Source organism: Actinoplanes sp. NPDC049802 (genome assembly GCF_040656595.1).
In the GTDB taxonomy this organism is placed as follows: Bacteria; Actinomycetota; Actinomycetes; order Mycobacteriales; family Micromonosporaceae; genus Actinoplanes.
In genome coordinates, this window is record NZ_JBFAMR010000072.1 from 20895 (window position 1) to 41108 (window position 20214).

23 protein-coding genes are annotated in these 20214 nt (G+C 71.0%); 17 read left to right on the forward strand and 6 right to left on the reverse strand.

The window, feature by feature from the left end; translation table 11 throughout:
• The coding region (locus tag AB0I88_RS33300; RefSeq protein ID WP_361033870.1) for a hypothetical protein at positions 1–429 on the forward strand (429 nt) is incomplete at its 5' end.
• Positions 430–1896: 1467 nt separating this feature from the next.
• On the opposite strand, the gene AB0I88_RS33305 is transcribed toward AB0I88_RS33300, so the two are convergent.
• Positions 1897–2337 (reverse strand): hypothetical protein, encoded by a 441-nt coding sequence (locus tag AB0I88_RS33305; protein ID WP_361033873.1) that lies wholly within the window; start codon positions 2335–2337, stop codon positions 1897–1899.
• Positions 2338–2457: 120 nt separating this feature from the next.
• Between AB0I88_RS33305 and AB0I88_RS33310 the strand changes: the two genes are divergently transcribed.
• On the forward strand, positions 2458–3552 hold the full coding sequence (locus AB0I88_RS33310) for a D-alanine--D-alanine ligase family protein (protein WP_361033876.1): 1095 nt from the start codon (positions 2458–2460) through the stop codon (positions 3550–3552).
• A gap of 4 nt (positions 3553–3556) precedes the next feature.
• Here AB0I88_RS33310 and AB0I88_RS33315 read toward each other — a convergent pair whose 3' ends face one another.
• Together AB0I88_RS33315 and AB0I88_RS33320 are read right to left on the reverse strand one after the other, a co-directional pair.
• Positions 3557–4183: a DUF3515 domain-containing protein gene (locus AB0I88_RS33315; RefSeq protein ID WP_361033879.1), complete on the reverse strand. Its 627-nt coding sequence runs from the start codon at positions 4181–4183 to the stop codon at positions 3557–3559.
• Position 4184: 1 nt separating this feature from the next.
• The gene (locus AB0I88_RS33320) at positions 4185–4418 is read right to left on the reverse strand and encodes an Lrp/AsnC ligand binding domain-containing protein (RefSeq protein ID WP_014447186.1); all 234 of its coding nucleotides are present in this window, start codon (positions 4416–4418) and stop codon (positions 4185–4187) included.
• Between the two features lie 99 nt (positions 4419–4517).
• On the opposite strand from AB0I88_RS33320, the gene AB0I88_RS33325 reads away from it, so the two are divergent.
• Together AB0I88_RS33325 and AB0I88_RS33330 are read left to right on the forward strand one after the other, a co-directional pair.
• Complete coding sequence (locus AB0I88_RS33325; protein ID WP_361033882.1) at positions 4518–5456, forward strand: thiamine-phosphate kinase; 939 nt, start codon at positions 4518–4520, stop codon at positions 5454–5456.
• A gap of 28 nt (positions 5457–5484) precedes the next feature.
• Entirely contained in the window at positions 5485–5934 is a 450-nt protein-coding gene (locus tag AB0I88_RS33330; RefSeq protein WP_361033922.1) for a GNAT family N-acetyltransferase, read from the forward strand.
• 544 nt (positions 5935–6478) lie between these two features.
• On the opposite strand, the gene rpmB is transcribed toward AB0I88_RS33330, so the two are convergent.
• Positions 6479–6670 carry a 50S ribosomal protein L28 gene (gene rpmB, locus AB0I88_RS33335; RefSeq protein ID WP_026207002.1) on the reverse strand — a complete coding sequence of 64 codons (192 nt, stop codon included), beginning with the start codon at positions 6668–6670 and terminating at the stop codon, positions 6479–6481.
• A 202-nt stretch (positions 6671–6872) separates the two neighbouring features.
• Between rpmB and AB0I88_RS33340 the strand changes: the two genes are divergently transcribed.
• From AB0I88_RS33340 to AB0I88_RS33350, 3 genes are read left to right on the forward strand one after another with little or no spacing between them, the layout of a single operon-like run.
• Positions 6873–8705, forward strand: coding sequence for a DAK2 domain-containing protein (locus AB0I88_RS33340; protein WP_361033885.1), 1833 nt, complete (start codon positions 6873–6875; stop codon positions 8703–8705).
• The gene (gene recG / locus AB0I88_RS33345) at positions 8702–10882 is read left to right on the forward strand and encodes an ATP-dependent DNA helicase RecG (protein ID WP_361033887.1); all 2181 of its coding nucleotides are present in this window, start codon (positions 8702–8704) and stop codon (positions 10880–10882) included. Before AB0I88_RS33340 ends, recG begins: the two co-directional genes overlap by 4 nt.
• Positions 10879–11217, forward strand: coding sequence for a DUF952 domain-containing protein (locus tag AB0I88_RS33350; protein ID WP_361033889.1), 339 nt, complete (start codon positions 10879–10881; stop codon positions 11215–11217). Before recG ends, AB0I88_RS33350 begins: the two co-directional genes overlap by 4 nt.
• On the opposite strand, the gene AB0I88_RS33355 is transcribed toward AB0I88_RS33350, so the two are convergent.
• Entirely contained in the window at positions 11207–12496 is a 1290-nt protein-coding gene (locus AB0I88_RS33355) for an LPXTG cell wall anchor domain-containing protein (RefSeq protein WP_361033892.1), read from the reverse strand. The two genes, AB0I88_RS33350 and AB0I88_RS33355, sit on opposite strands and share 11 nt — an antisense overlap.
• Before the next feature lie 72 nt (positions 12497–12568).
• Positions 12569–13498 carry an LPXTG cell wall anchor domain-containing protein gene (locus tag AB0I88_RS33360; protein ID WP_361033895.1) on the reverse strand — a complete coding sequence of 310 codons (930 nt, stop codon included), beginning with the start codon at positions 13496–13498 and terminating at the stop codon, positions 12569–12571.
• Between the two features lie 281 nt (positions 13499–13779).
• Here AB0I88_RS33360 and rsmD point away from each other — a divergent pair, with 281 nt between their 5' ends.
• The 10 genes from rsmD to AB0I88_RS33410 form a co-directional block, all read left to right on the forward strand.
• A complete protein-coding gene (gene rsmD, locus AB0I88_RS33365) occupies positions 13780–14343 on the forward strand; it encodes a 16S rRNA (guanine(966)-N(2))-methyltransferase RsmD (protein WP_361033898.1) in 564 nt (187 codons plus the stop codon).
• Positions 14340–14819 carry a pantetheine-phosphate adenylyltransferase gene (coaD, locus tag AB0I88_RS33370; RefSeq protein WP_361033901.1) on the forward strand — a complete coding sequence of 160 codons (480 nt, stop codon included), beginning with the start codon at positions 14340–14342 and terminating at the stop codon, positions 14817–14819. Before rsmD ends, coaD begins: the two co-directional genes overlap by 4 nt.
• Positions 14820–14908: 89 nt before the next feature.
• Positions 14909–15406 carry a hypothetical protein gene (locus AB0I88_RS33375; protein ID WP_361033904.1) on the forward strand — a complete coding sequence of 166 codons (498 nt, stop codon included), beginning with the start codon at positions 14909–14911 and terminating at the stop codon, positions 15404–15406.
• A gap of 122 nt (positions 15407–15528) precedes the next feature.
• A complete protein-coding gene (locus tag AB0I88_RS33380) occupies positions 15529–16092 on the forward strand; it encodes a YceD family protein (RefSeq protein WP_361033907.1) in 564 nt (187 codons plus the stop codon).
• A gap of 5 nt (positions 16093–16097) precedes the next feature.
• Positions 16098–16271: a 50S ribosomal protein L32 gene (gene rpmF / locus AB0I88_RS33385; RefSeq protein WP_043527495.1), complete on the forward strand. Its 174-nt coding sequence runs from the start codon at positions 16098–16100 to the stop codon at positions 16269–16271.
• Positions 16272–16307: 36 nt separating this feature from the next.
• Positions 16308–17273 (forward strand): phosphate acyltransferase PlsX, encoded by a 966-nt coding sequence (locus tag AB0I88_RS33390; RefSeq protein ID WP_361033925.1) that lies wholly within the window; start codon positions 16308–16310, stop codon positions 17271–17273.
• A complete protein-coding gene (rnc, locus tag AB0I88_RS33395; protein ID WP_361033910.1) occupies positions 17266–17991 on the forward strand; it encodes a ribonuclease III in 726 nt (241 codons plus the stop codon). The genes AB0I88_RS33390 and rnc overlap by 8 nt, the downstream gene beginning before the upstream one ends.
• A complete protein-coding gene (locus AB0I88_RS33400; protein ID WP_361033913.1) occupies positions 17988–19154 on the forward strand; it encodes a mannosyltransferase family protein in 1167 nt (388 codons plus the stop codon). Before rnc ends, AB0I88_RS33400 begins: the two co-directional genes overlap by 4 nt.
• Positions 19155–19165: 11 nt before the next feature.
• Positions 19166–20008: a bifunctional DNA-formamidopyrimidine glycosylase/DNA-(apurinic or apyrimidinic site) lyase gene (mutM, locus tag AB0I88_RS33405; RefSeq protein WP_361033916.1), complete on the forward strand. Its 843-nt coding sequence runs from the start codon at positions 19166–19168 to the stop codon at positions 20006–20008.
• Positions 20009–20020: 12 nt separating this feature from the next.
• Positions 20021–20214: hypothetical protein (locus AB0I88_RS33410; RefSeq protein WP_361033919.1), on the forward strand; the 194-nt coding region annotated here is incomplete at its 3' end.

The following is a 20214-nucleotide window of genomic DNA, read 5'->3' on the forward strand; positions in this document are numbered from 1 at the left end:
GGCCATGGTTTCGGTTCCCGTCGGCGGCAGCGGCCGTCGCGACGGCCGGGCGGTGATGCGGGCGTGACGGCCTGGAGCAGCTTCACCGGCGACGAGGTGGTGGCTCTCACCCAGGGGGACAGCTTCTTCGCCGACCCGGGTGAGCGGGACTGCCCGGCCTGCGGTGAGCGGCGGCTGCGTGCCTACTTCACGGCGCCTGCCGGCGCCAGGCGGCCGACGCTGGTCAGCTACGTCTGGTGCGGGGCCTGCGACAAGTTCGTGGGCACCCGCGCCAGGCACCCGGAGGGTCTGATCTTCTCCGACCCGCTGGCCGCCGTCCCGGCCGACGAGCGGCGTTCTCTGGAACGCAGCCTCACCGGCTTCCTCGCGCACCTCGACTCCCTGTGGGACTCGGGAGCACTGCCTCAGACATTCACCACGGCCCGGTAGCCCACGGTGTGCCGGGCTGACTCGACGTCGTCGGGACAGCCCTGACCCTGCCGGCTTATCAATAAAGGCTCGCTACCAGCGCATATTCGGTCCGGCCCCGCTTTGCCAGGCCTCACGACACGGGTGCCGGGTAGCGGAGACCCGGCCTGGATCAGGGCGACGGCGACCGGTGACCGGTGAAGAGCCGTCCGCTGCGGTGGTTGCGCATGTGGACGGCATTGCGTGAACGGTGGTGCTCGTCGCTGGGCAAGACCGGCGAAGCGACCCGGCCGACCGCGATGACTCCTCGGCGACCGCCGCTGACGCTGCCCTCTTGAACTCCAGCGTGTGGCATCGGCTGGCCGCCACACGCCATCACCGCCACGTTCACCGGCTGGCAGCGGATGCAGAGACGAATCGCCGTCCGGGGAGACGGGACACGGATTTCGGCCATCGGTGTTCCGCAGACGTGACACCCGCAACGGGTGTCCCCACACCCACTACGGGTGTCACGTTCTCCGAGCACACATGGCCCCGCACGCCGGCCCTCCGCCCTCCGTCCACCGGACGCCGGGGAGAAGGGACACGGATTTCGGCTGTCTGTGTTCCGCAGACGTGACACCCGTAACGGGTGTCGTCACACCCACTATGGGTGTCACGTTCTCCGAGCACACATCGCCCTGCACGCCCGCCCTCCGCCCTCCGCCCACCGGACGCCGGGGAGAAGGGACACGGATCACGGCCATCGATGTTCCGCAGACGTGACACCCGCAACGGGTGTCGTCACACCCACTACGGGTGTCACGTTCTCCGAGCACACAATGGCCCCGCACGCCGGCCCTCCGCCCACCGGACGCCAGGGACGGAACGTGTCAAGGGATTGAGGCCAACGGGAGTTAAGCGGCTTGCGACATCTACTCCCGGTACATCGTCGGTGTCCGTGTGCATGCCCGCGAGTCCGGGGCGCCAGGACGGCAGGGCGCCAGGACGGCAGGGCGCCGGGGCCTCAGGGCGCCGGGGCCTCAGGGCGCCGGGGCGGCGGGGTACCGTCAGTGCGCTGTGTGTGCCCGCCCGGGCGGGCAGACGGGGCCGAGCGATTCGGCGCGCATGCAGGGCCCCGCGTGGTCGCTCACGAGTGTCACAGCGGTGCTCGGGGCGCACCGTCGGTGCGCTGTGCGCCCCAGCCCGCCCGGCGGGCAGGCGGGGCGGGGCGGGCGATTCGGCCAGCAGGGTCAGCCCTGAGAGCCAGCCGGAACAGAGCCACGCCGGGTGGTCATCCCGACCCCGGGGCGGTCGCCCGGAAGTCCGGATCTCAGCCCGGCGCGGCTGGCAAAGGCTTGCGCCGCGCCTGGATCTCCCGCGATCGGCGGGACGGGGCGGATTCCGCGGGGGCGTTTCCGTCCGTACCGGAAACGGGTTGTGAAAACCCGGCGGCCGGCTGGACCGGAAGCGGGTTCGGGAAACCCGGCGGCCGGACGATCGGCCTGCTCACCCGTGGGTCGCCACGAAGTCGTGCAGCCAGTCGGGGGCGATGGCGGAGCCGGACGGGCCGGTGCGGCGCAGCGCCTCGCCCGGCCGGATGCCGAGCAGGGCGAGCGTCATGGTGGCCAGCAACGTCGAACGGCCGTTGTCCGCGGCGGCCTGGGTGACCACGAAGCGACCGGCGCGGACCTCACCGGCGAGGCGGACGGCGAGGGCGACCACCCGGTTGGCCTCGTCGCGGGTGGCGGTCCCGTCGGAGACCGGGAACGGCACCACCTCGATGCCCGCGGTGTCCGGGCCGGATTCGGCGGACGACACCAGCACCTGCACCCCGGCCCGGGCGAGGGCGCCCAGTTCCTGCGGTGACCACGGCTCGTCGGCCGGGTGAGCCATCGTCGCCAGTTGCCCCGGACCGGGCCCGGCGATCACGTGGAGTGCTGGAGCCATGAACGCTTCGTCCTCCCTGCCTTGCACATCTCTCACAGGCGTCGCCACGAATCCCAAATCTGGCTTACGCAGAGTAGGGTCACCCCCGGCATGCCCGCTAGCTGGAAGGCGCAGAGAAGAGTGACGTCCCCCCGCAAGACCCGCGTCGCGATCGTGTTCGGTGGCCGCAGCACTGAGCACGCCATTTCCTGTGTCAGCGCCGGTGCGATCCTGGGCGTTCTGGACCCCGATCAGTACGAGGTGGTCCCGGTCGGAATCACCCGTGAGGGTCGGTGGGTCCTCGCCTCGGGTGACACCTCCCAGCTGTCGATCAATGATCGGAAGCTGCCCGAGATCACGGCGTCGTCGGGCAGCGCGCTCGTGCTGGCGGCCGACCCGACCGCGAGCGAGCTGATCGTGCGGGACCCGGCGGACGGGATCTCCGAGCTGGCCGGTGTGGACGTGGTGTTCCCGGTGCTGCACGGTGCGTACGGCGAGGACGGCACGATCCAGGGAATGCTGGAGATGGCCGGGATCCCGTACGTGGGGGCGAACGTGTTCGCCTCGGCGGCGGCCATGGACAAGGAGTTCACCAAGAAGCTGGCGGCGGCCGAGGGCATCCCGGTGGGTCCGTACGCGGTGCTCCGGGCCGGCGCCTCGCTGTCCGAGGCCGACCGGGAGCGCCTCGGCCTGCCGGTCTTCGTGAAGCCGTCGCGGGCCGGGTCGTCGACCGGCATCACCAAGGTCACCGACTGGGCCGACCTGGACGCGGCCGTCGCCACGGCCCGGGAGATCGACCCGAAGGTGCTGGTCGAGGCCGCGATCGTGGGCCGCGAGATCGAGTGCGGTGTGCTGGAGGGCGAGGCCGGCGGGGCACCCGAGGCGTCGCTGCTCGCCGAGATCCACGTGGACGACGCCGACTGGTACGACTTCGAGACGAAGTACCTGGTCGGCAGCCGTTACACGATCCCGGCGGCGCTCTCCCCGGAGTCGGCCAAGCGGGTTCGGGAGTACGCGCTGCGGACCTTCGTCGCGCTGGACTGTGCCGGCCTGGCTCGGGTCGACTTCTTCGTCACGGCGGACGGGGAGATCTTCCTCAACGAGATCAACACCATGCCGGGGATGACGCCGACCTCGATGTTCCCGCAGATGTGGGCGGCCACCGGGCTGGAGTACCCGAAGGTGGTGGACCGGCTGATCCGGACCGCCCTGCGACGCGGCACCGGCCTGCACTGACGTCTCAGGCGCAGGCGCTGGGCATGGCGTCCCCGGGTCTCGACTTGACGGTCTTCACGATCGTCTCGGAGAACTCGTTGGCCCACTGTGCGGCGTTCTCATACGTCTCCGGCACGGTCACCCGCACCGGGACCTCGCGGTCCATCGTGGTGAGGACGGCCGTGCCGGCTTCGTTCTTCCCATACCAGCACACCTGGTCGGTCAACAGCAGCTCGGTGTCCATCGGGACACAGCCGGGCGTCGTGTCGCCGACCGTCGTGCACATGGCCGGCTGCGGAACGCCACACGAGACGACCAACGGCGGCTCGCCGTAGGCGGCGTTCTGCTCGGGGCCGGCCGAGACGCGGCGGGCCGGCAGATCACGGATCTGCGCGGGCAGCTGGGAGGTCACCGCGAGGCAGACCTGAGCGGTCTTCGCGTCCAGCTTCGGGGCGTCGACCCGCACCGGGGTGCTCGGGATGGCCTGCGGCGTTTTGACTGGTTCTTCCGATTTCTCCGGCTTTATGGTGAGAAACGCTACGAGGCCTACGATCAGAGTCACCGGCACGGCCACCGCGGTCGCCCACAGCGCGGCGGTCCGGGTGGTCCGGTCCGGAGCTTCTTCGGTCTTCGAGGTCTCGAGGTCCACCATGTCAGAGGTTTACCACGGAGCAGGTGAGCGTCCTCGTGATGCCCGGCACGTACTGGACCTTGCTCACAATGAGGCCGCCCAACTCGTCCACGGTGTGCGCCTCGGTCAGCACGACCACGTCGTACGGACCGGTCACGGCGTCGACCCGCACCACCCCCGGTATCTTCTCGATCGCCGCGGCCACGTCACGGGCCTTGCCGACCTCCGTTTGGATCAGGATGTATGCCTGGACCACTATCGACTCCAATCCGCCACTTTCGTCGGTGATCCCCGATCGTGAAACTACCGTACGAAGCGCCCCGGCAGCGGGTCTCCACCATCGAAGGACTTAGACGTGAGCATCGCAGAGGCCGGTGAATTCGGTCTGATCGGCCGAATCGTCTCCCGGCTCGGCTCCGGATCCGCCACCCTGCTCGGCCCCGGCGACGACGCCGCGGTGATCCGCGCCGCCGACGGACGGGTCGTCGCCTCCACCGACGTGCTGGTCGAAGGGCGCCACTTCCGCCGCGACTGGTGCGGGCCCGAGGACATCGGCCACCGCGCCGCCGCCGCCAACCTCGCCGACATCGCCGCCATGGGGGCCACCCCGACCGCCCTGCTGGTGGCGCTCTGCGTACCCACCGGGCTCGACATCAGCTGGGCCGAAGGCCTCGCCGACGGGCTCAGCGCCGAAGCCGGGCGGGTCGGCGCCACCGTGGTCGGCGGCGACACCTCGGCCAGCCCCACCCTCACCATCGCGGTCACCGCGCTCGGCGACCTGGGCGGGGTGGCGCCGGTCCGGCGCGACGGGGCCCAGCCCGGCGACGTGGTCGCCCTCTGCGGGCGGATCGGGTACGCGGCGGCCGGCCTCACCGTGCTGTCCCGTGGCTTCCGCACCCCGAAACTGCTCGTGGAGGCGTACCGGCGGCCGGAAGTCCGGTATCCGGCCGGTCCCGAGGCGGCACGGCTCGGCGCCACCTCGATGATCGACGTGTCCGACGGGCTGCTCCAGGACCTCGGGCACATCGCCGTCGCCAGCGTGGTCGGCATCGACGTGCGGCGGGACGCCTTCGAACTGCCCGGCCAGATGCGGGACGCGGCGAAGGCGCTCGGCGTCGACCCGTACCTCTGGATCCTCTCCGGCGGCGACGACCACCCGCTCGCCGCGACCTTCCCGCCCGGGGTGACCCTCCCGGACCACTGGCGGGTGATCGGCTCGGTGCACGACGGCGCCGGGATCACCGTCGACCGTAAACCCTGGACCGGTGGAACGGGCTGGGATCACTTCCGCTGACCTCGATTAGTCTTGCCGCGTGCAGGACATCAAGATCAAATCCGTGGGTTTCGGCGACCCGGCGGTCCAGTCGCTCGTCGCCGAGAACCTGCGAGACCTCTCCGAACGGTACGGCGGCAACGGTGACGACACCCCCATCACGGACGCCGACTTCACCCCGCCGAACGGTGACTTCCTGGTCGCCGTCGACGGCGACCGGCTGATCGCCAGCGCCGGCTGGCGACGGCACGGCGACGACGCCGAACTCAAGCGCATGTACACCACGAAAGCCGCCCGCGGCCGCGGTGTGGCCCGTCGCATGCTCGCCGCCGTCGAGGCGTCCGCCGCCGCGGCCGGCTGCGAACGGATGATCCTGGAGACCGGCGACCGCCAGCCGGAGGCCATCGCGCTCTACGAGTCCGCCGGCTACGTGCGCATCCCGGACTTCGGCTACTACGCCGGGCACCCGGACGTCCTGTCCTACGCCAAACCCCTCTGAAGTCAACCCCTTCGCCCGGGTACGCGGAACATCGCCCCGCCCCGTTCGGACAGTCTCGTCCGTCCCGCGCGGCCCACTGCCCCCTCCAGCCTGTGCCGCGCCCGCCGGGCTGAGCCCTCGGGCCGGGCAGGCCGGCCCGGCCGCCGCCACCACCCGGTGCCGCCGGTCACGGCCGCCGTCAACCGGGGTCATCGCCGGGTGCGGCCGGTAACGGTTGCCGTCACCGTCCACGGCCGGTAACGGTGGCCTTCGCCCGGGGATCACGCTGACGGCCGCCGCCTGGCCCGGCGGAACCGGGAGCGCCGGTCCGCGGACGGGCGCCGGTGACCACCGATCTCAGCCCGGCGCGCGCGGCACAGGGTGGAGTGGTGGAGAGCACGCGCCGAACCCGTCGGGACGGTCCCGATCGGCGGGGGCGATGTCACGCGTACCGGAGAAAGGGTGTGAGCGAGACGTGTGGACCACTCGCGGCTGGGTCCGGAGGACAGCGAACAGCCGCTGAACCCGTGGGCTCAGCGGCTGTCCGATCAGCCTAGAGGCTCGGTCAGGCGCGGACGACCTTGCCGGCCTTGATGCACGAGGTGCAGACCTTGAGCTTCTTGGTGGTCCCGCCACCGGCCGGGGTGCGCACCGACTGGATGTTCGGGTTCCAGCGGCGGTTGGTCCGCCGGTGCGAGTGGGACACGTTGTGGCCGAAGCCCGGTCCCTTGCCACAGACGTCGCACACGCTAGCCACGGGATACTCCTGGGTTTGATACGAAACTGACCTGATCCAGCAACTGGGGGACTGGCCTGACCAGCAGCTGGAGGCGCCCAGGGAAACCAAGCATCGCCCAGGCAACCCGGCAAGGTTACCCGATACCCGGCCGGGGGAGCCAATCGCCCCCGGTCAGCGTGCGTGCCCCGCGTTTGCCGGGGGTCGCAAGTACGATTTTCGCGTGCTGGAGACCCTCGATGCCGCCGCGGTGCGCCGCTGGTGCGATGGTGGGCTGGAGGCGCTTCGGGCACATCAGAGTGAGATCGACGATCTCAACGTCTACCCGGTGCCCGACGGCGACACCGGCACCAATCTGGTCCTCACCCTCACCGCCGCGCAGTCGGCCATCGCCGAGGAGCCGCCGGCCCCGCCGGTGGCGGACACCACCCCGGTGGCCCGGCTGATGCGGCGGATGGCGCGTGGGGCTCTGCTCGGCGCCCGGGGCAACTCCGGCGTCATCGTCTCCCAGATCCTGCGCGGCATGGCCGACGCCTTCGCGGCCGCCGTCGCGGTGCGCGGCGGCGAGCTGGCCCGCGCTCTGCGGACGGCGACGGACGCCGCCTACGCGGCCGTGGCCCGCCCGGTCGAGGGCACCGTCCTGTCGGTGGTGGCCGCCGCCGCCGAGGGCGCCGGGCGGACCAGGTCGGACGATCTGGGCACGGTGGCGCGGGCGGCCGCGCGGGCCGCCACCGAGGCGCTGGCCCGCACCCCGCAGCAGTTGCCGGTGCTCGCCCGGGCGGGCGTGGTCGACGCCGGAGGCCGCGGTCTGTGCCTGCTGCTCGACGCGCTGGTCGTGGCGGTCGACGACGGCGACCCTCGCCCGGTGGCCGCCGGCGGACCGTCCGCGGTCGGCGCCGAGCCGAGCGATCCGGCGGATCGTGATTCGGTTGTCCGGGTGGCGGCACGAGCCCGGGCCGGTGTCGGATCGAGCGATTCGGCGGTTCGATCCGGCGGGTCCGTGCCGGCCGCCCGATCCGACGGCTTGCCGGGGCCGGGCGGGTCCCTGCCGGCCGTCCGGCCTGATGGCTTGCCTGGTGCCGGCCGGTCCGTGCCGGTATTCCGGGGTGACGGCGTGCCGGGGCCCGGCCGTTGTGGGCATCCGGGGAAGGACGACTGCGCCGGCTTCGGCTACGAGGTTCAGTACCTCCTGGAGGCCGCCGAGGAGGCCGTCGGCCGTCTCCGGGGCGTCCTGGACTCTCTGGGTGACTCGCTGGTCGTCGTCGGCACCGGCGACGGCGATCCCCCCACGTGGAACGTGCATGTGCACGTCGCCGACATCGGCCCGGCGATCGAGGCGGGCATCGAGGCGGGCCGTCCGTTCCGGATCCGGGTGACCCCGCTGGTCGGCCGCCGTCCCGGCCGGGATCTGCGGGCCGCCGTGGTGGTCGCCGCCGGTGACGGGCTGACGGCGCTGTTCGAGGCGGAGGGCGCCGTCGTCGTGGACCGCAACCCGTCGACCGCCGAGATGCTGGCGGCGGTGCACGAGACCGGCGCCGGTTCGGTGGTGCTGCTGCCCAACGACGCCAACACGCACGCGGTCGCCGTCTCGGCCGCGCGGGAGGCGGAGGCGGCGGGCGTCCACGTCAGTGTGGTTCCCACCCGTTCGCCGGTGCAGGCGCTGGCCGCGCTGGCGGTGCGGGACGAGCAGCGTCCGTTCGCCGACGACGTGATCGCGATGGCGGAGGCGGCCGGCGCCTGCCGGTACGGCGAGGTCTGCACCGCCCAGCGGGACGCGCTCACGGTGGCGGGCCCGTGCCGGGCCGGTGACCTGCTCGGTCTGGTCGACGGCGAGGTGCACGTGATCGGCGGTGATCTGGCCGAGGTGAGCCGCCGCCTGCTGGACCGGATGCTGGGCGGCGGCGGCGAGCTGGTCACCCTGGTTCTCGGCGCGGACGCCCCGCCCGGTCTGGAGGCCGATCTGCACGGCCATGTGCACCGCACCTGGCCGTTCATCGAGTTGCAGTGCTACGCCGGCGGCCAGCCCCGGTATCACCTGCTGGCAGGAGTCGAATGACCACCACGGACACCCCGCTGACCAAGGTGCTGGGGGCGAAGACCGCCAAGGCGCTGGCGGAACACCTCGACCTGCACACGGCCGGTGATCTGATCTATCACTTCCCACGCCGTTACGACGAGCGTGGCGAGCACACCGATCTGCGCGGCTTGAAGGTGGACGAGCAGGTCACCCTGCTGGCCCAGGTGCAGGGGATCAGTGTGAAACCGATGCGGCAGCGCCGGGGCACCATGCTCGAGGTGACCATCGGCGACGGCTCGGGCGCGACGCTGACCTGCACCTTCTTCAATCAGGCGTGGCGGGAGCGGGAGCTGCGCAAGGGCGTGTGGGGGCTGTTCGCCGGCAAGGTGACCGAGTTCCGGGGCAAGCGCCAGCTCAACGGCCCGGCCTATCAGCTGCTCAGCGCCGACGCGACGCAGGACGACGCGGCCGCGGAGATCGAGGAGTTCGCGGGGGCGCTGATCCCGGTCTACCCGGCGGCGCAGGCGGTGCCGACGTGGGTGATCGCCAAGTGTGTGCGGACCCTGCTGGACACGTTCGAGCCGCCGCCGGACCCGATGCCGGCCGAGGTACGGGCGAAACGGAACCTGACCGGCATCGGCACGGCCCTGCGGGAGATCCACCGGCCGAGTTCCGAGGAGGCGCTGTACCGGGCGAAGCACCGTCTCAAATGGGACGAGGCTTTCGCCGTACAGTTGACGCTCGTGCAACGCCGGGCACGTGCGGCCGCGGCGCCCGGCACCGCCCGGCCCCGCGTGGAGGCCGGGTTGCTGGCGAGGTTCGACGCCGGCCTGCCGTTCGAGCTGACCGACGGGCAGCGCCGGGTGGGTGAGGAGATCGCCGCCGACCTGTCCCGGCCGCATCCGATGCACCGGCTGCTTCAGGGTGAGGTGGGCTCCGGCAAGACGCTGGTGTCGGTGCGCGCGATGCTCCAGGTGGTGGACGCGGGCGGGCAGGCCGCCCTGCTGGCCCCGACCGAGGTGCTGGCCACTCAGCATTTCCGTGGGATCAGCGCGCAGCTCGGCGCGCTGGGCCGGGCCGGTGAGCTGGACGGCGATCCGGAGGGCACCAGGTTGACGCTGGTCACCGGGTCGCTGGGCGCCGCCGCCCGGCGTGCCGCGCTGGCCGAGCTGGCCGACGGGAGAGCCGGCATCGTCGTGGGCACGCACGCTCTTCTGTACGAGGGTGTCGACTTCAAGGATCTCGGCCTGGTCGTGGTGGACGAGCAGCACCGTTTCGGGGTGGAGCAGCGGGACGCGCTGCGCGCCAAGGCGGCCCGGCCCCCGCACGTGCTGGTGATGACGGCCACCCCGATTCCGCGGACGGTGGCGATGACGGTCTACGGCGACCTGGAGACGTCGATCCTGTCGCAGCTGCCACGCGGCCGGTCGCCGATCGCCTCGCACGTCGTCCCCGGCGACAACCAGGCCTATGTGAATCGCACCTGGCAGCGCATCAAGGAGGAGGTCCGGGCCGGCCATCAGGCGTATGTGGTGTGTCCCCGGATCGGCGAGGGCCCGGAGGACGAGGAGGCCCCACCGAAGGACGGCGAGCCGGCCCGCCGTCCGCCGCTGGCCGTGACCGAGGTGCTGCCGCTGCTGCGCGACCAGTACTTGCAGGGCCTGCGGATCGACATGCTGCACGGGAAGATGCCGCCGGACGAGAAGGACGCGGTGATGCGCCGGTTCGCGGCCGGTGACCTGGACGTGCTGGTGGCGACCACGGTGATCGAGGTGGGCGTGGACGTGCCCAATTCGACGGTGATGCTGATCCTGGACGCCGACCGCTTCGGTGTCTCCCAGCTGCACCAGCTGCGGGGCCGGGTGGGGCGGGGCTCGGCGCCGGGCATCTGCCTGCTGCACAGCGAGGCCGCGGAGGGTTCGGCGGCCCGGGAGCGGCTGGACGCGGTGGCCTCCACGACGGACGGCTTCAAACTCTCCGAGATCGATCTGGAGCAGCGCCGGGAGGGTGACGTGCTGGGCGCGTCGCAGTCCGGCAAGCATTCGCATCTGCGGCTGTTGTCGCTGCTGCGCGACGAGAAGCTGATCAAGGAGGCGCGGGCGGAGGCGTCCGCGCTGATCGGTGACGACCCCGACCTCTCCCGTTACCCGGCGCTGGCGGCCTCGGTCGCCGCGCTGGTGGACGAGGACCGTGCCGAGTACTTGGAGAAGGGTTGATCTTTCACATCTGTCCACGTGACGCGTGGGCCACGGCGACCGCCGACGGCTTCGTCCCGGTCGGGCCGGAGGGGTTCCTCCACTGCTCCCCGGCGGATTGGGTGCACCGGCCGGCCACGCTGCTGTTCCGGGGCCGGACCGACCTGTTGCTGTTGGAGATCGACGGCGACGGGCTGCCGGTGGTCTGGGAGGACGGTGTCCCACCGGAGCCGGACGGGCGGCAGTTCCCGCACATCTACGGCCCGCTCCCGGTGGGCGCGGTGGTAGCCGTTCACGACTATCCACCGCGCCCGGACGGTTCCTTCCCGCAGTGGGAGGGCCCGGTCAGGCCGTGAAGTCGACCTTGCGGCGGCGGGCCAGGTAGAAGAGCACACCACCTACGACGAGCAGCAGGAACGCGCCGCCCGCGATGCTGGCCGCGGCGGAGCCGGTCAGCGGCAGGGCGGGGTCGTCGCCGCCGTCCGCCACCGAGGTGTAGGTGGTGGTGACGGGGGCGCTCGGGGTCTGCTCGCCGGCCGGCGGCGTGGTCTCCTCGGTCACCGGCGGGGCGGTGGTCTCGGCCGGCGGCTGCGGGGTGTCGCAGTCGCCCGGCTGCTCCCAGGCGACCTCGCCGTTCAGCACGTCCAGGTCACCGCTGACCGTGACCTTGAGGCCCTCGGAGGCCCGGAAGACGACCGTCTTGGTCTGGCCCGGCTGGAGGGTGACGGTCTGCGCCGTGCCCTTGTTCGGGGTGAGGACGGCTTCGAGGTCGGCGCCGTTCTCCGGGTTCTTCACCGTGAAGGTCAGGGCGTCGCAGGTGCTGGCGACGGTGGCCTCGGGGGTGCCGACCTCGGGGACCTGGCAGTCCTCGGGCTTGTTCCAGTCGCCGTGGTAGAGCTCGCTGCCGCGGGATTTCACCACGATGTTCTTCGCGTTGGCGGCCGGCACGGTGACGACGACCGGCTCCTGGCGGACCTTGACGGTCTCGGTCTTGGTGAAGCCGCCGTCGGCGGTGATCACGAACGGCTGGCTGAACGTGCTCCGGTTGATCAGCGTGAGCTGGACGTTGCCGGTGCAGTCCGGCAGGGCCTCGACGACCGGCTCGGCGACACAGGTGCCGGCGCCGCCGTTGTACCAGGCGTGCTTCGGGTTGCCCTTGACCGGCACGGACCGGGCGCCTTCGCCCCGGTCGCTGCCGACCTTGCGGTCGTTGTAGCGGTCGCTCTTGTCGGTGAGCGGGTCGATGATTGTCTCGCCGAAGACGAAGTCGACCTGGGTGAAGCACTCCGGCACCTCGACCTTGAAGTCGAGCTTGCTCACGGTCAGCTCGCCCTCACCGGCGGGTGTGAACTTCTTCACCGAGCTGTCCAGGACGTACTGGGGGGTGGCGAACTTCGCCGAGGGGGCGGTGTAGGACACCAGGGCGAAGGACTGCTCACCACAGAGCGGGCCGTTGAGCAGCTCGATCGAGGCGACACCTCCGGGCCCGTCGAAGGTGTGCCGGTATTTCGCCTCGGCGACGGGCGTACAGGGGGTGTCCGGGCCCGCGGTGGCGGGGGAGCCGAGGGTGACGAGGCCGGTCAGGCCGATGAGGAGACCGGCCGCCAGAGCGGCGGCCCGTTGGGTTGTGCGCAAGTGGTGCTCCTGGGATGGGGAACGGAGGAGGCGCGCCGACCACAGCCGACGCGCCCCCGGGTGGTGCTGTGATCAGGCGGTGAACTTCACCTTGCGGCGGCGAGCCAGGAAGAAGAAGAGACCGCCGACGGCCAGCAGCGCGGCGGCGCCACCGGCGATGCCGCCGGCCGCGGCGCCGGTGACCGGCAGCTCGGGGTCGTCGCTCTCCCCGTCGCAGCCCGCCGGCTCGACGTAGTCGATCTTCACGGTCTCCGTGTAGGTCTCACCCTCGTAGGTGACCGTGATCGTCAGGTTGACGAAGAAGCCTTCCTTGGCGCTGAAGGTCTCGGAGCCCTTGCTGCCGGGGGCGACGGTGCGCTCGCGCTTCTCGCCCTTGCTGGTCTCGTAGCCCAGCTTGATCGGCAGGCTGTCCTTCGGGTTGTCGAACCCGATGGTCATGGTGTCGCAGGTGAGCTCGAAGATCGGCTCGGGCTCGCCCGGCAGGTCGTCGGGAATCCCCGGCTCCGCGGGCTGGCTCGGCGAAGGCGACGGCGAGGACGGCGACGGTGAGGCCGGCGGCTGGTCCTTGTCGCAGGTGCCGTCGAACGTCGCGGTGTTCTCGCGCGGCAGGTCCTTGTGCCCGTTGTCGAACTCGACCTCGACGCCCAGGCGGGCGAAGGTCTTGTCACCGTCGACGCGCTGGGTCGCCGTGATCGCCTTGTTGGTGTCGTAGGTGAACTCCTCGCCGACCTTGTACTCGGGGAGCTCCACCTCCTTCACCGGGGTGCCCTCTTCGGCCTTGACGGCGTTGAAGCGCATCTTCTCGACCCCGTCGGGGGCGTTGCCGGTGACGGTCCAGTGGACGAGCCAGTCGCCGGTCTTGGTGTCACATTCCGTCGAGTAACCGATGACGCTGTCGGTGGCGTAGGCCGGGGAGGCGGCCACAGCGACGCCGGCCAGGCCGAGCACGGCGCCGGCGGCCAGACCGGCCACACGGCGGAGCGGGGATTTAGACAGGTTCACGCCTTCTCCTGTGAAAGGGGGTCGGGGGGCGCGGTGGGAGGCGGCCGACTGTCGCTGGTGGATGGAAGCGAATCCAGAGACGACGCCTGACCCCGCGGCTGCCCGACCCTAGCCATTTCGGGAGATCAAAGAAACGTCTCAGCGCCCGCTAATAGTCTTGTTGCAAATCTGTGATCTTCGCTCAACCGAACGGAACCGTATCGTCGCCCGTCGTGCCCGTGACGAGGGAATTCTTCACGCGAACGTGGCTTCCGCGAGGCTGTGAAGTAGCGTCGCCTCTGATGACCAGGATTATCGCGGGTACGCACGGTGGGCGTCGGCTGACCGCTCCACCCGGCGCGCACACGAGGCCCACATCGGACCGGGTACGGGAGGCGTTCTTCAGTGCCCTGGAGACGATGACGGATCTGTCCGGCGCGCGATTCGCCGATCTGTATGCCGGTTCCGGCGCCGTCGGCCTGGAGGCGCTGTCCCGTGGCGCGGACCACGCGCTGCTCGTCGAGTCGGACGCCAAGGCGGCCCGTACTGTGAGGGACAACATCGTGGCACTCCGTGTCGGCGCGGCCGCCCGGCTGGTCACCGGCAAGGTGCTCCAGGTCCTCGGCGACCCGCCCGCCGGAGGGCCGTTCGACGTGGTGTTCGCCGATCCGCCGTACGCGCTCGGCGATGACGAGATCGACACCGTCCAGGAGGAACTGGTGGCCAACGGCTGGCTGGCGCCCGGCGCCGTGGTGGTCTTCGAGCGGTCCACCCGAGGTGGACCGTTGCGCTGGGTGGACGGTTTGGCGGGTGACCGCACCCGGCGTTACGGCGAGACCACTCTTTGGTACGGTCGCCGATCATGAGACGAGCGGTGTGTCCCGGATCCTTCGACCCGGTCACCAATGGGCACCTCGACATCATCGGGCGGGCCAGCCGGCTCTTCGACGAGGTCATCATCGGGGTCCTCATCAACCAGTCGAAGACCGGCCTGTTCACCATCGACGAGCGTCTGGAGATGCTCGGCGAGGCGACCGCCCAGTACAGCAATGTGCGGGTGGCCGCGTTCCACGGCCTGCTGGTCGACTTCTGCCGGGCTCAGGGTGCGGCAGTGGTGGTCAAGGGCCTCCGTGCGGTGAGTGACTTCGACTACGAGTTGCAGATGGCGCAGATGAACATCGGGCTCTCCGGTGTGGAGACGCTGTTCATGCCGACCAACCCGCTCTACTCGTTCCTGTCGTCCAGCCTGGTCAAGGACGTTGTCAAGTGGGGTGGGGACGCGTCCTCGTACCTTCCGGACCCGGTCCTGGAACGACTGATCAGCCGCCTCAAGCAGAACTGAGCGCCCTCGGCGCGCCGGGAACGGTCCGGGCGGCGACGAAGTAACGTGATCGCACCACGGCTGATGAGTGGCGACAGGAGTGAGGCACGGTGGATCCGCTCGACCGTATCGACGAGATCATCGACCTTGTACAGGACGCACGCGCCGTTCCGATGTCCCGGACGAACTTCATGTTCGACCGTGCCGAGATGATCGACCGGCTCGAGATCCTCCGGGCCGAGCTGCCCGAGGCGCTGCGGCGCGCGGCGGCCGTGCTGGACGAGCGCGACCGGATCGTCGATGCCGGCCGCCGCGAGGCCGACCGGATCATCAGCGAGGGTGAGACCGAACACGCCCGGCTCGTGTCGGTGAACGAGATAACCGTCTCGGCCGAGCACGAGGGCGCCCGGATCATCGCCGAGGCGCGGACCGAGGCCCAGCGGCTGCGCGAGGAGGTCGACGACTACGTCGACACCGCGCTGGCCAACTTCGAGCAGTTCCTGACCCGGGCGCTGGCGTCGATCGAGCGGGGCCGTGACAAGATGCACGCGCTCCGCGAGATCGGCACCTTCCAGGGCGAGGACGCCGAACGGCCCTTGCCTTTCTGAAAGGTAGGATGATCTTCCTTCCGCTTCAGGGGCGGAGCGGGGTGGTCGGATGGGCCGATTCGACGACGTCCTACAAGCTCAGGTAATGTTTTCGGTCGGCCTACCATGGCTGAGGAATCACGATGCCCAAGTCACCGCAGAGTCACCTGGATCCCAGGCAGCCGCTGGTCGTCGACACGACGAAGCTCCCACGGCAGCCTGGTGCGACGCGTGCCCTGAACCGGGTGGTGCCGGCCCCGGCGGACCTCGGCCTGGAGCTGATCTCGGTTCCCGAGGGCTCCGATCTCAAGCTCGACATGAGCCTGACGTCGGTGTCCGAGGGGGTCTACGTCAGCGGCACCGTCAGCGGCTCGCTAACCGGCGAGTGCGGGCGCTGCCTCAACGAGATCGACAGGTCGTTCGAGGTCTCGATCGCGGAGCTGTTCGCCTACGCTGACAGCACCACCGAGGAGACCACCGACGAGGACGAGGTCGGCCGGATGCAGGGCGACCTGCTGGATCTGGAACCGGCGGTTCGGGACGCGATCGTCCTGACCCTGCCGACCAATCCGCTCTGCCGACCGGACTGCCCCGGGTTGTGCCCCGAGTGTGGGGTGCATTTCGACGAACTCCCGGCTGATCACAGCCATGAGGAAATCGACTCCCGCTGGGCCGCTTTGCGCAATCTGTCAAAAAACGAGGAGTAGGAACCGTGGCCGTCCCCAAGCGCAAGATGTCGCGCAGCAACACCCGCTCGCGCCGGGCGAACTGGAAGGCGACCGCGGTGGTTACCGCGGCCTGCTCCCAGTGCAAGTCGCCGAAGCTGCCGCACGCCGCCTGTGGCGTCTGCGGCACCTACAACGGTCGTCAGGTCCTCGAGGTCTGACGACACCGCGTGACTCGCCCGATCATCGGGCGGGTCGTGCCCGAGCGGTGGCGAACCACCGGTGCCACGGCTCCCGGACAGCGCACTGTCGGGGAGCCGGGCACCGCGCGGATCGCCGTCGACCTCCTCGGCGGGGACCAAGCTCCCGCCGTCGTGGTTGACGGCGCTCTGCGCGCTTGCCGGGCCGATCCGTCCCTTCACCTGACTCTCGTCGGTCCGGCCGATGCCGCCGACGCGGTGCTCGCCGCCCTGAAACCGGGCGACCGGCGCCGGATCACCACCGCGATCACACCCACCGGCACCGTCAACGGTGCGGTGGCCGCCGTCGCCGAGGGCCGCGCCGACGCGCTGGTCTCGGCCGGCGACACCCGGGCCACGGTTCTCGCCTGTGCCCGTGAGCTGGGCCGCTGGCCCGGCATCCGGCGTCCCGCCCTGACCGCTGTGCTGCCGACCCTGGCCGGCCGGGTGGTGCTGCTCGACGTCGGCTCCAGCGTCGACCCGGACGAGGAGACGCTCGCCTGGCATGCCCGGCTGGGGGCCGCGTACGCCTCGGTCGTCCATCACGTCCCCGCCCCGCGTGTGGGCCTGCTCACCATCGGCACCGAGCCCGGCAAGGGCGATCGCCTGCGCCGCGCCCTGCCCAACCTGCTCGTGGATCTGCCGCTGCCCGGCGGCGCCCGCTACGCCGGACTGGTCGAGGGCGGCGACGTCGTCCTGGGCCGTGCCGCCGACGTGGTGGTGACCGACGGCTTCACCGGCAACGTGCTTCTCAAAGGCCTGGAGACGGCGTACTCCGTCTCCCGGCCGCCCTCCCCGGACACCGCTCCACCACCCCGTGCGGCGCTGCTGCTCGGGGTGTCCGGCACGGTGGTGGTCTGCCATGGCGCCGCCACCGGCCCGGATCTCGCCGCGGGCATCGCGCTCGCGGCCGACCTGCACCGCCGCGCCTCGGTCGCGGCGATCGCCGATCTGCTGAGGTACAGCGAGGTATCGCATGATTGACAAGCGCCGTCGTCCGTCCACCGAGCCACTCGAGGAGGCGTTCGGCGTCCCGTTCAAGCCGGAGCTGCTGGAGCGGGCGCTGACCCACCGGTCGTACGCGTACGAGAACGGGGGCCTCCCGACCAACGAGCGCCTGGAGTTCCTGGGCGACTCGGTGCTCGGCGTGGTCATCACGTCGGCGCTCTTCCACAACCACCCGGACCTGCCCGAGGGCCAGCTCGCCAAGCTGCGGGCCAGCGTGGTCAACATGCACGCGCTCGCCGACGTGGCCCGCGGCCTGGGTCCGGCCGGGCTGGGCCCGCACCTGCTGCTCGGCAAGGGCGAGGAGACCACCGGCGGGCGGGACAAGGCGAGCATCCTGGCCGACACGCTGGAGGCCCTGCTCGGCGCGATCTACCTGGAGCACGGTCTGGAGATCGCCGGCGAGGTGATCCACCGGCTGTTCGACCCGCTGATGGCCGAGTCGGCCGGCCGGGGCGCCGCCCTGGACTGGAAGACCAGCCTGCAGGAGCTGACCGCGGCGCTGGGCCTGGGTGTGCCGGATTACGAGATCGAGGACTCCGGACCGGATCACGCCAAGACCTTCACCGCCTGGGTGGTGGTGGCCGGTGAGCGTTACGGCGGCTCCGAGGGCCGCAGCAAGAAGCAGGCCGAGCAGCGGGCCGCCGCCGCGGCGTGGCGGACGCTCACCGAACAGGCCGAGAAGACCGAACCGTGACCACGTTAGCGCAGGAAGAAACGAAAAAGCTTGCCCTATGGGATAAATCGGGTGGCTGGAGCGGGGTTCTCACCGCCGTAGGGATCCTCGCCCTCACCCGCGCCGGCCAGCTCATCATGATCGCCTGGCTGGGCGGCGCCACCGAACAGCCGAGAACCGTCTGGGAACGCCTGCTCGTCTGGGACGCCGGCTGGTTCCTGCGGGTAGCCGTCGACGGCTACCCCGAGGGGTACACCTACAGCGACACCGGCCGGCTGGAGGGCAACGAACTCGCCTTCTTCCCGGTCTACCCGATCCTCATCCGGTTCGGCGCGGCGATCGGCGTCGACCCCAGCGTCGCCGCCCTGACCGTGGCCTGGCTCGCCTCGGTCGCCGCCGCGATCGCCCTGCACCTGCTCGGCACCAGCCTCTACAGCAAACGGGCCGGCTGGGCGCTGGTCGCGATCTGCTGCTCGGCGCCGGCGTCCGTGGTGCTGTCCATGGCGTACTCGGAGAGCATCTTCCTCGCCCTGGTCGCCGGCATGTTCGTGGCCGCCCACCGCCGGGTGTGGTGGGCCGCCGGCCTGCTCGGTCTGGCCACCGCACTGAGCCGGCCGACCGGCGCGGCCGCCGCCCTCGGCCTCACCGTGGCGGCCCTGCTCGCCCTGCGCGACGACGACCAGCCGAAGTGGAAGCCGCTGGCCGCCGCCGCGGCCGCGCTCGCCGGGGTGCCGCTCTACCTGGGCTGGGTCGCCTACCGGGTGGGCGAGCTCGACGCCTGGTTCAAGATCCAGACAGCGGGCTGGGGCACCTCGTTCGACTACGGCGAGAGCACCGCGAAGTTCCTCTGGACCACCCTGCGCACCGGCGACGGCTGGATCCCGCTCAGCGTCGCGTTCATCCTGCTGGCCGCCCTCGCCGCGGCCGGGGTTGCGCTCACTCAGAAGCCCTGGCCGCCGCTGGCCGTCTACGGCGTCGTGGCGATGATCCTCGTCTACGGGCAGGCCGGCTTCTACCACTCCAAGCCACGGCTGCTGCTGCCCGTACTGTTGACGCTGCTGCCGGCCGTCGTGGCCGCCGCCCGCGCCCGCCCCCGGGTCGCGGTCCTGTCGATCACCGCCTGGGCGCTGTTCGGTCTCTACTACGGCGCCTACCTGGTGACAGTCTGGCCGTACACGTTGTAAAGGACCCTGGTTTGCCCGAGCTTCCCGAGGTCGAGACCGTCCGCATGGGCCTGGCCAAGTGGGTGACCGGCCGCACCATCAGCACCGCCGAGGTGCTGCACCCGCGCGCCATCCGCCGGCATCTGCCCGGTGACGCCCACTTCGCGGCGGTGCTCGCCGGCCGCACCGTGCTGGACGTCTCCCGCCGCGGCAAATACCTGTGGCTGCCCCTCGACTCCGGCGACGCGATCATCGGCCACCTCGGCATGAGCGGCCAGTTGCTGATGCAGCCGGCCGAGGCCCCCGACGAGAAACACCTGCGGATCCGTTTCACCTTCACCGACGGCGGCCCGCAGCTGCGCTTCGTCGACCAGCGCACCTTCGGCGGCCTGTCGGTCTCCGAGGGCGGCGCCGAACTGCCCGGCGAGATCTCGCACATCGCCCGCGACCCGATGGACCCGCTCTTCGACGACGAGGCGTTCACCGCTCGCCTCCGCGGCCGCCACACCGAGGTGAAACGCGCCCTCCTCGACCAGACGCTGATCTCCGGCGTCGGCAACATCTACGCCGACGAGGCGCTGTGGCGGGCCAGGCTGCACGGCAGGCGCCCCACCGATCAGCTCACCCGGCCCGCGGTCGAACGGCTGCTGGGTCACGTCCGCGACGTCCTGGCCGAGGCCATCGTGGCCGGCGGCACCAGCTTCGACGAGCTCTACGTCAACGTGAACGGTGAAAGCGGCTACTTCGACCGCTCCCTCAACGCCTACGGCCGTGAGAACGAGCCCTGCCACCGTTGCGGCGCGATCATCCGCCGCGAGCAGTTCATGAACAGGTCCAGCTTCAGCTGCCCCAAATGCCAGCCCAAACCCCGTTGAGGGGTACGCGCTGTGCTGGCTGGCTTCGCTTCGCTCCGCGGCAAAACGCCTTGTTCACCGGTGTCGAGGCAGGTGATTTGCCGACGCCCCCGCAAACCCCGCGGGGGCGTCGCGGATGCCGATGCCGATGCCGATGCCGACGGGCTGGCCGGCGCCGAGGCGGCGGGCTCGGTCTCCAGCGTGTCCGCGGTCTCCTCCGGCGCGGA

Excerpts from the sequence above, each read along its gene's own strand:
- AB0I88_RS33315 (WP_361033879.1), bottom strand. The coding sequence starts at position 4,183 with ATGGTGGACCTCGAGACCTCGAAGACCGAAGAAGCTCCGGACCGGACC.
- recG (WP_361033887.1), top strand. The coding sequence starts at position 8,702 with ATGACCACCACGGACACCCCGCTGACCAAGGTGCTGGGGGCGAAGACC.
- coaD (WP_361033901.1), top strand. The coding sequence starts at position 14,340 with ATGAGACGAGCGGTGTGTCCCGGATCCTTCGACCCGGTCACCAATGGG.
- rsmD (WP_361033898.1), top strand. The coding sequence starts at position 13,780 with ATGACCAGGATTATCGCGGGTACGCACGGTGGGCGTCGGCTGACCGCT.
- rnc (WP_361033910.1), top strand. The coding sequence starts at position 17,266 with ATGATTGACAAGCGCCGTCGTCCGTCCACCGAGCCACTCGAGGAGGCG.
- AB0I88_RS33305 (WP_361033873.1), bottom strand. The coding sequence starts at position 2,337 with ATGGCTCCAGCACTCCACGTGATCGCCGGGCCCGGTCCGGGGCAACTG.
- AB0I88_RS33380 (WP_361033907.1), top strand. The coding sequence starts at position 15,529 with ATGCCCAAGTCACCGCAGAGTCACCTGGATCCCAGGCAGCCGCTGGTC.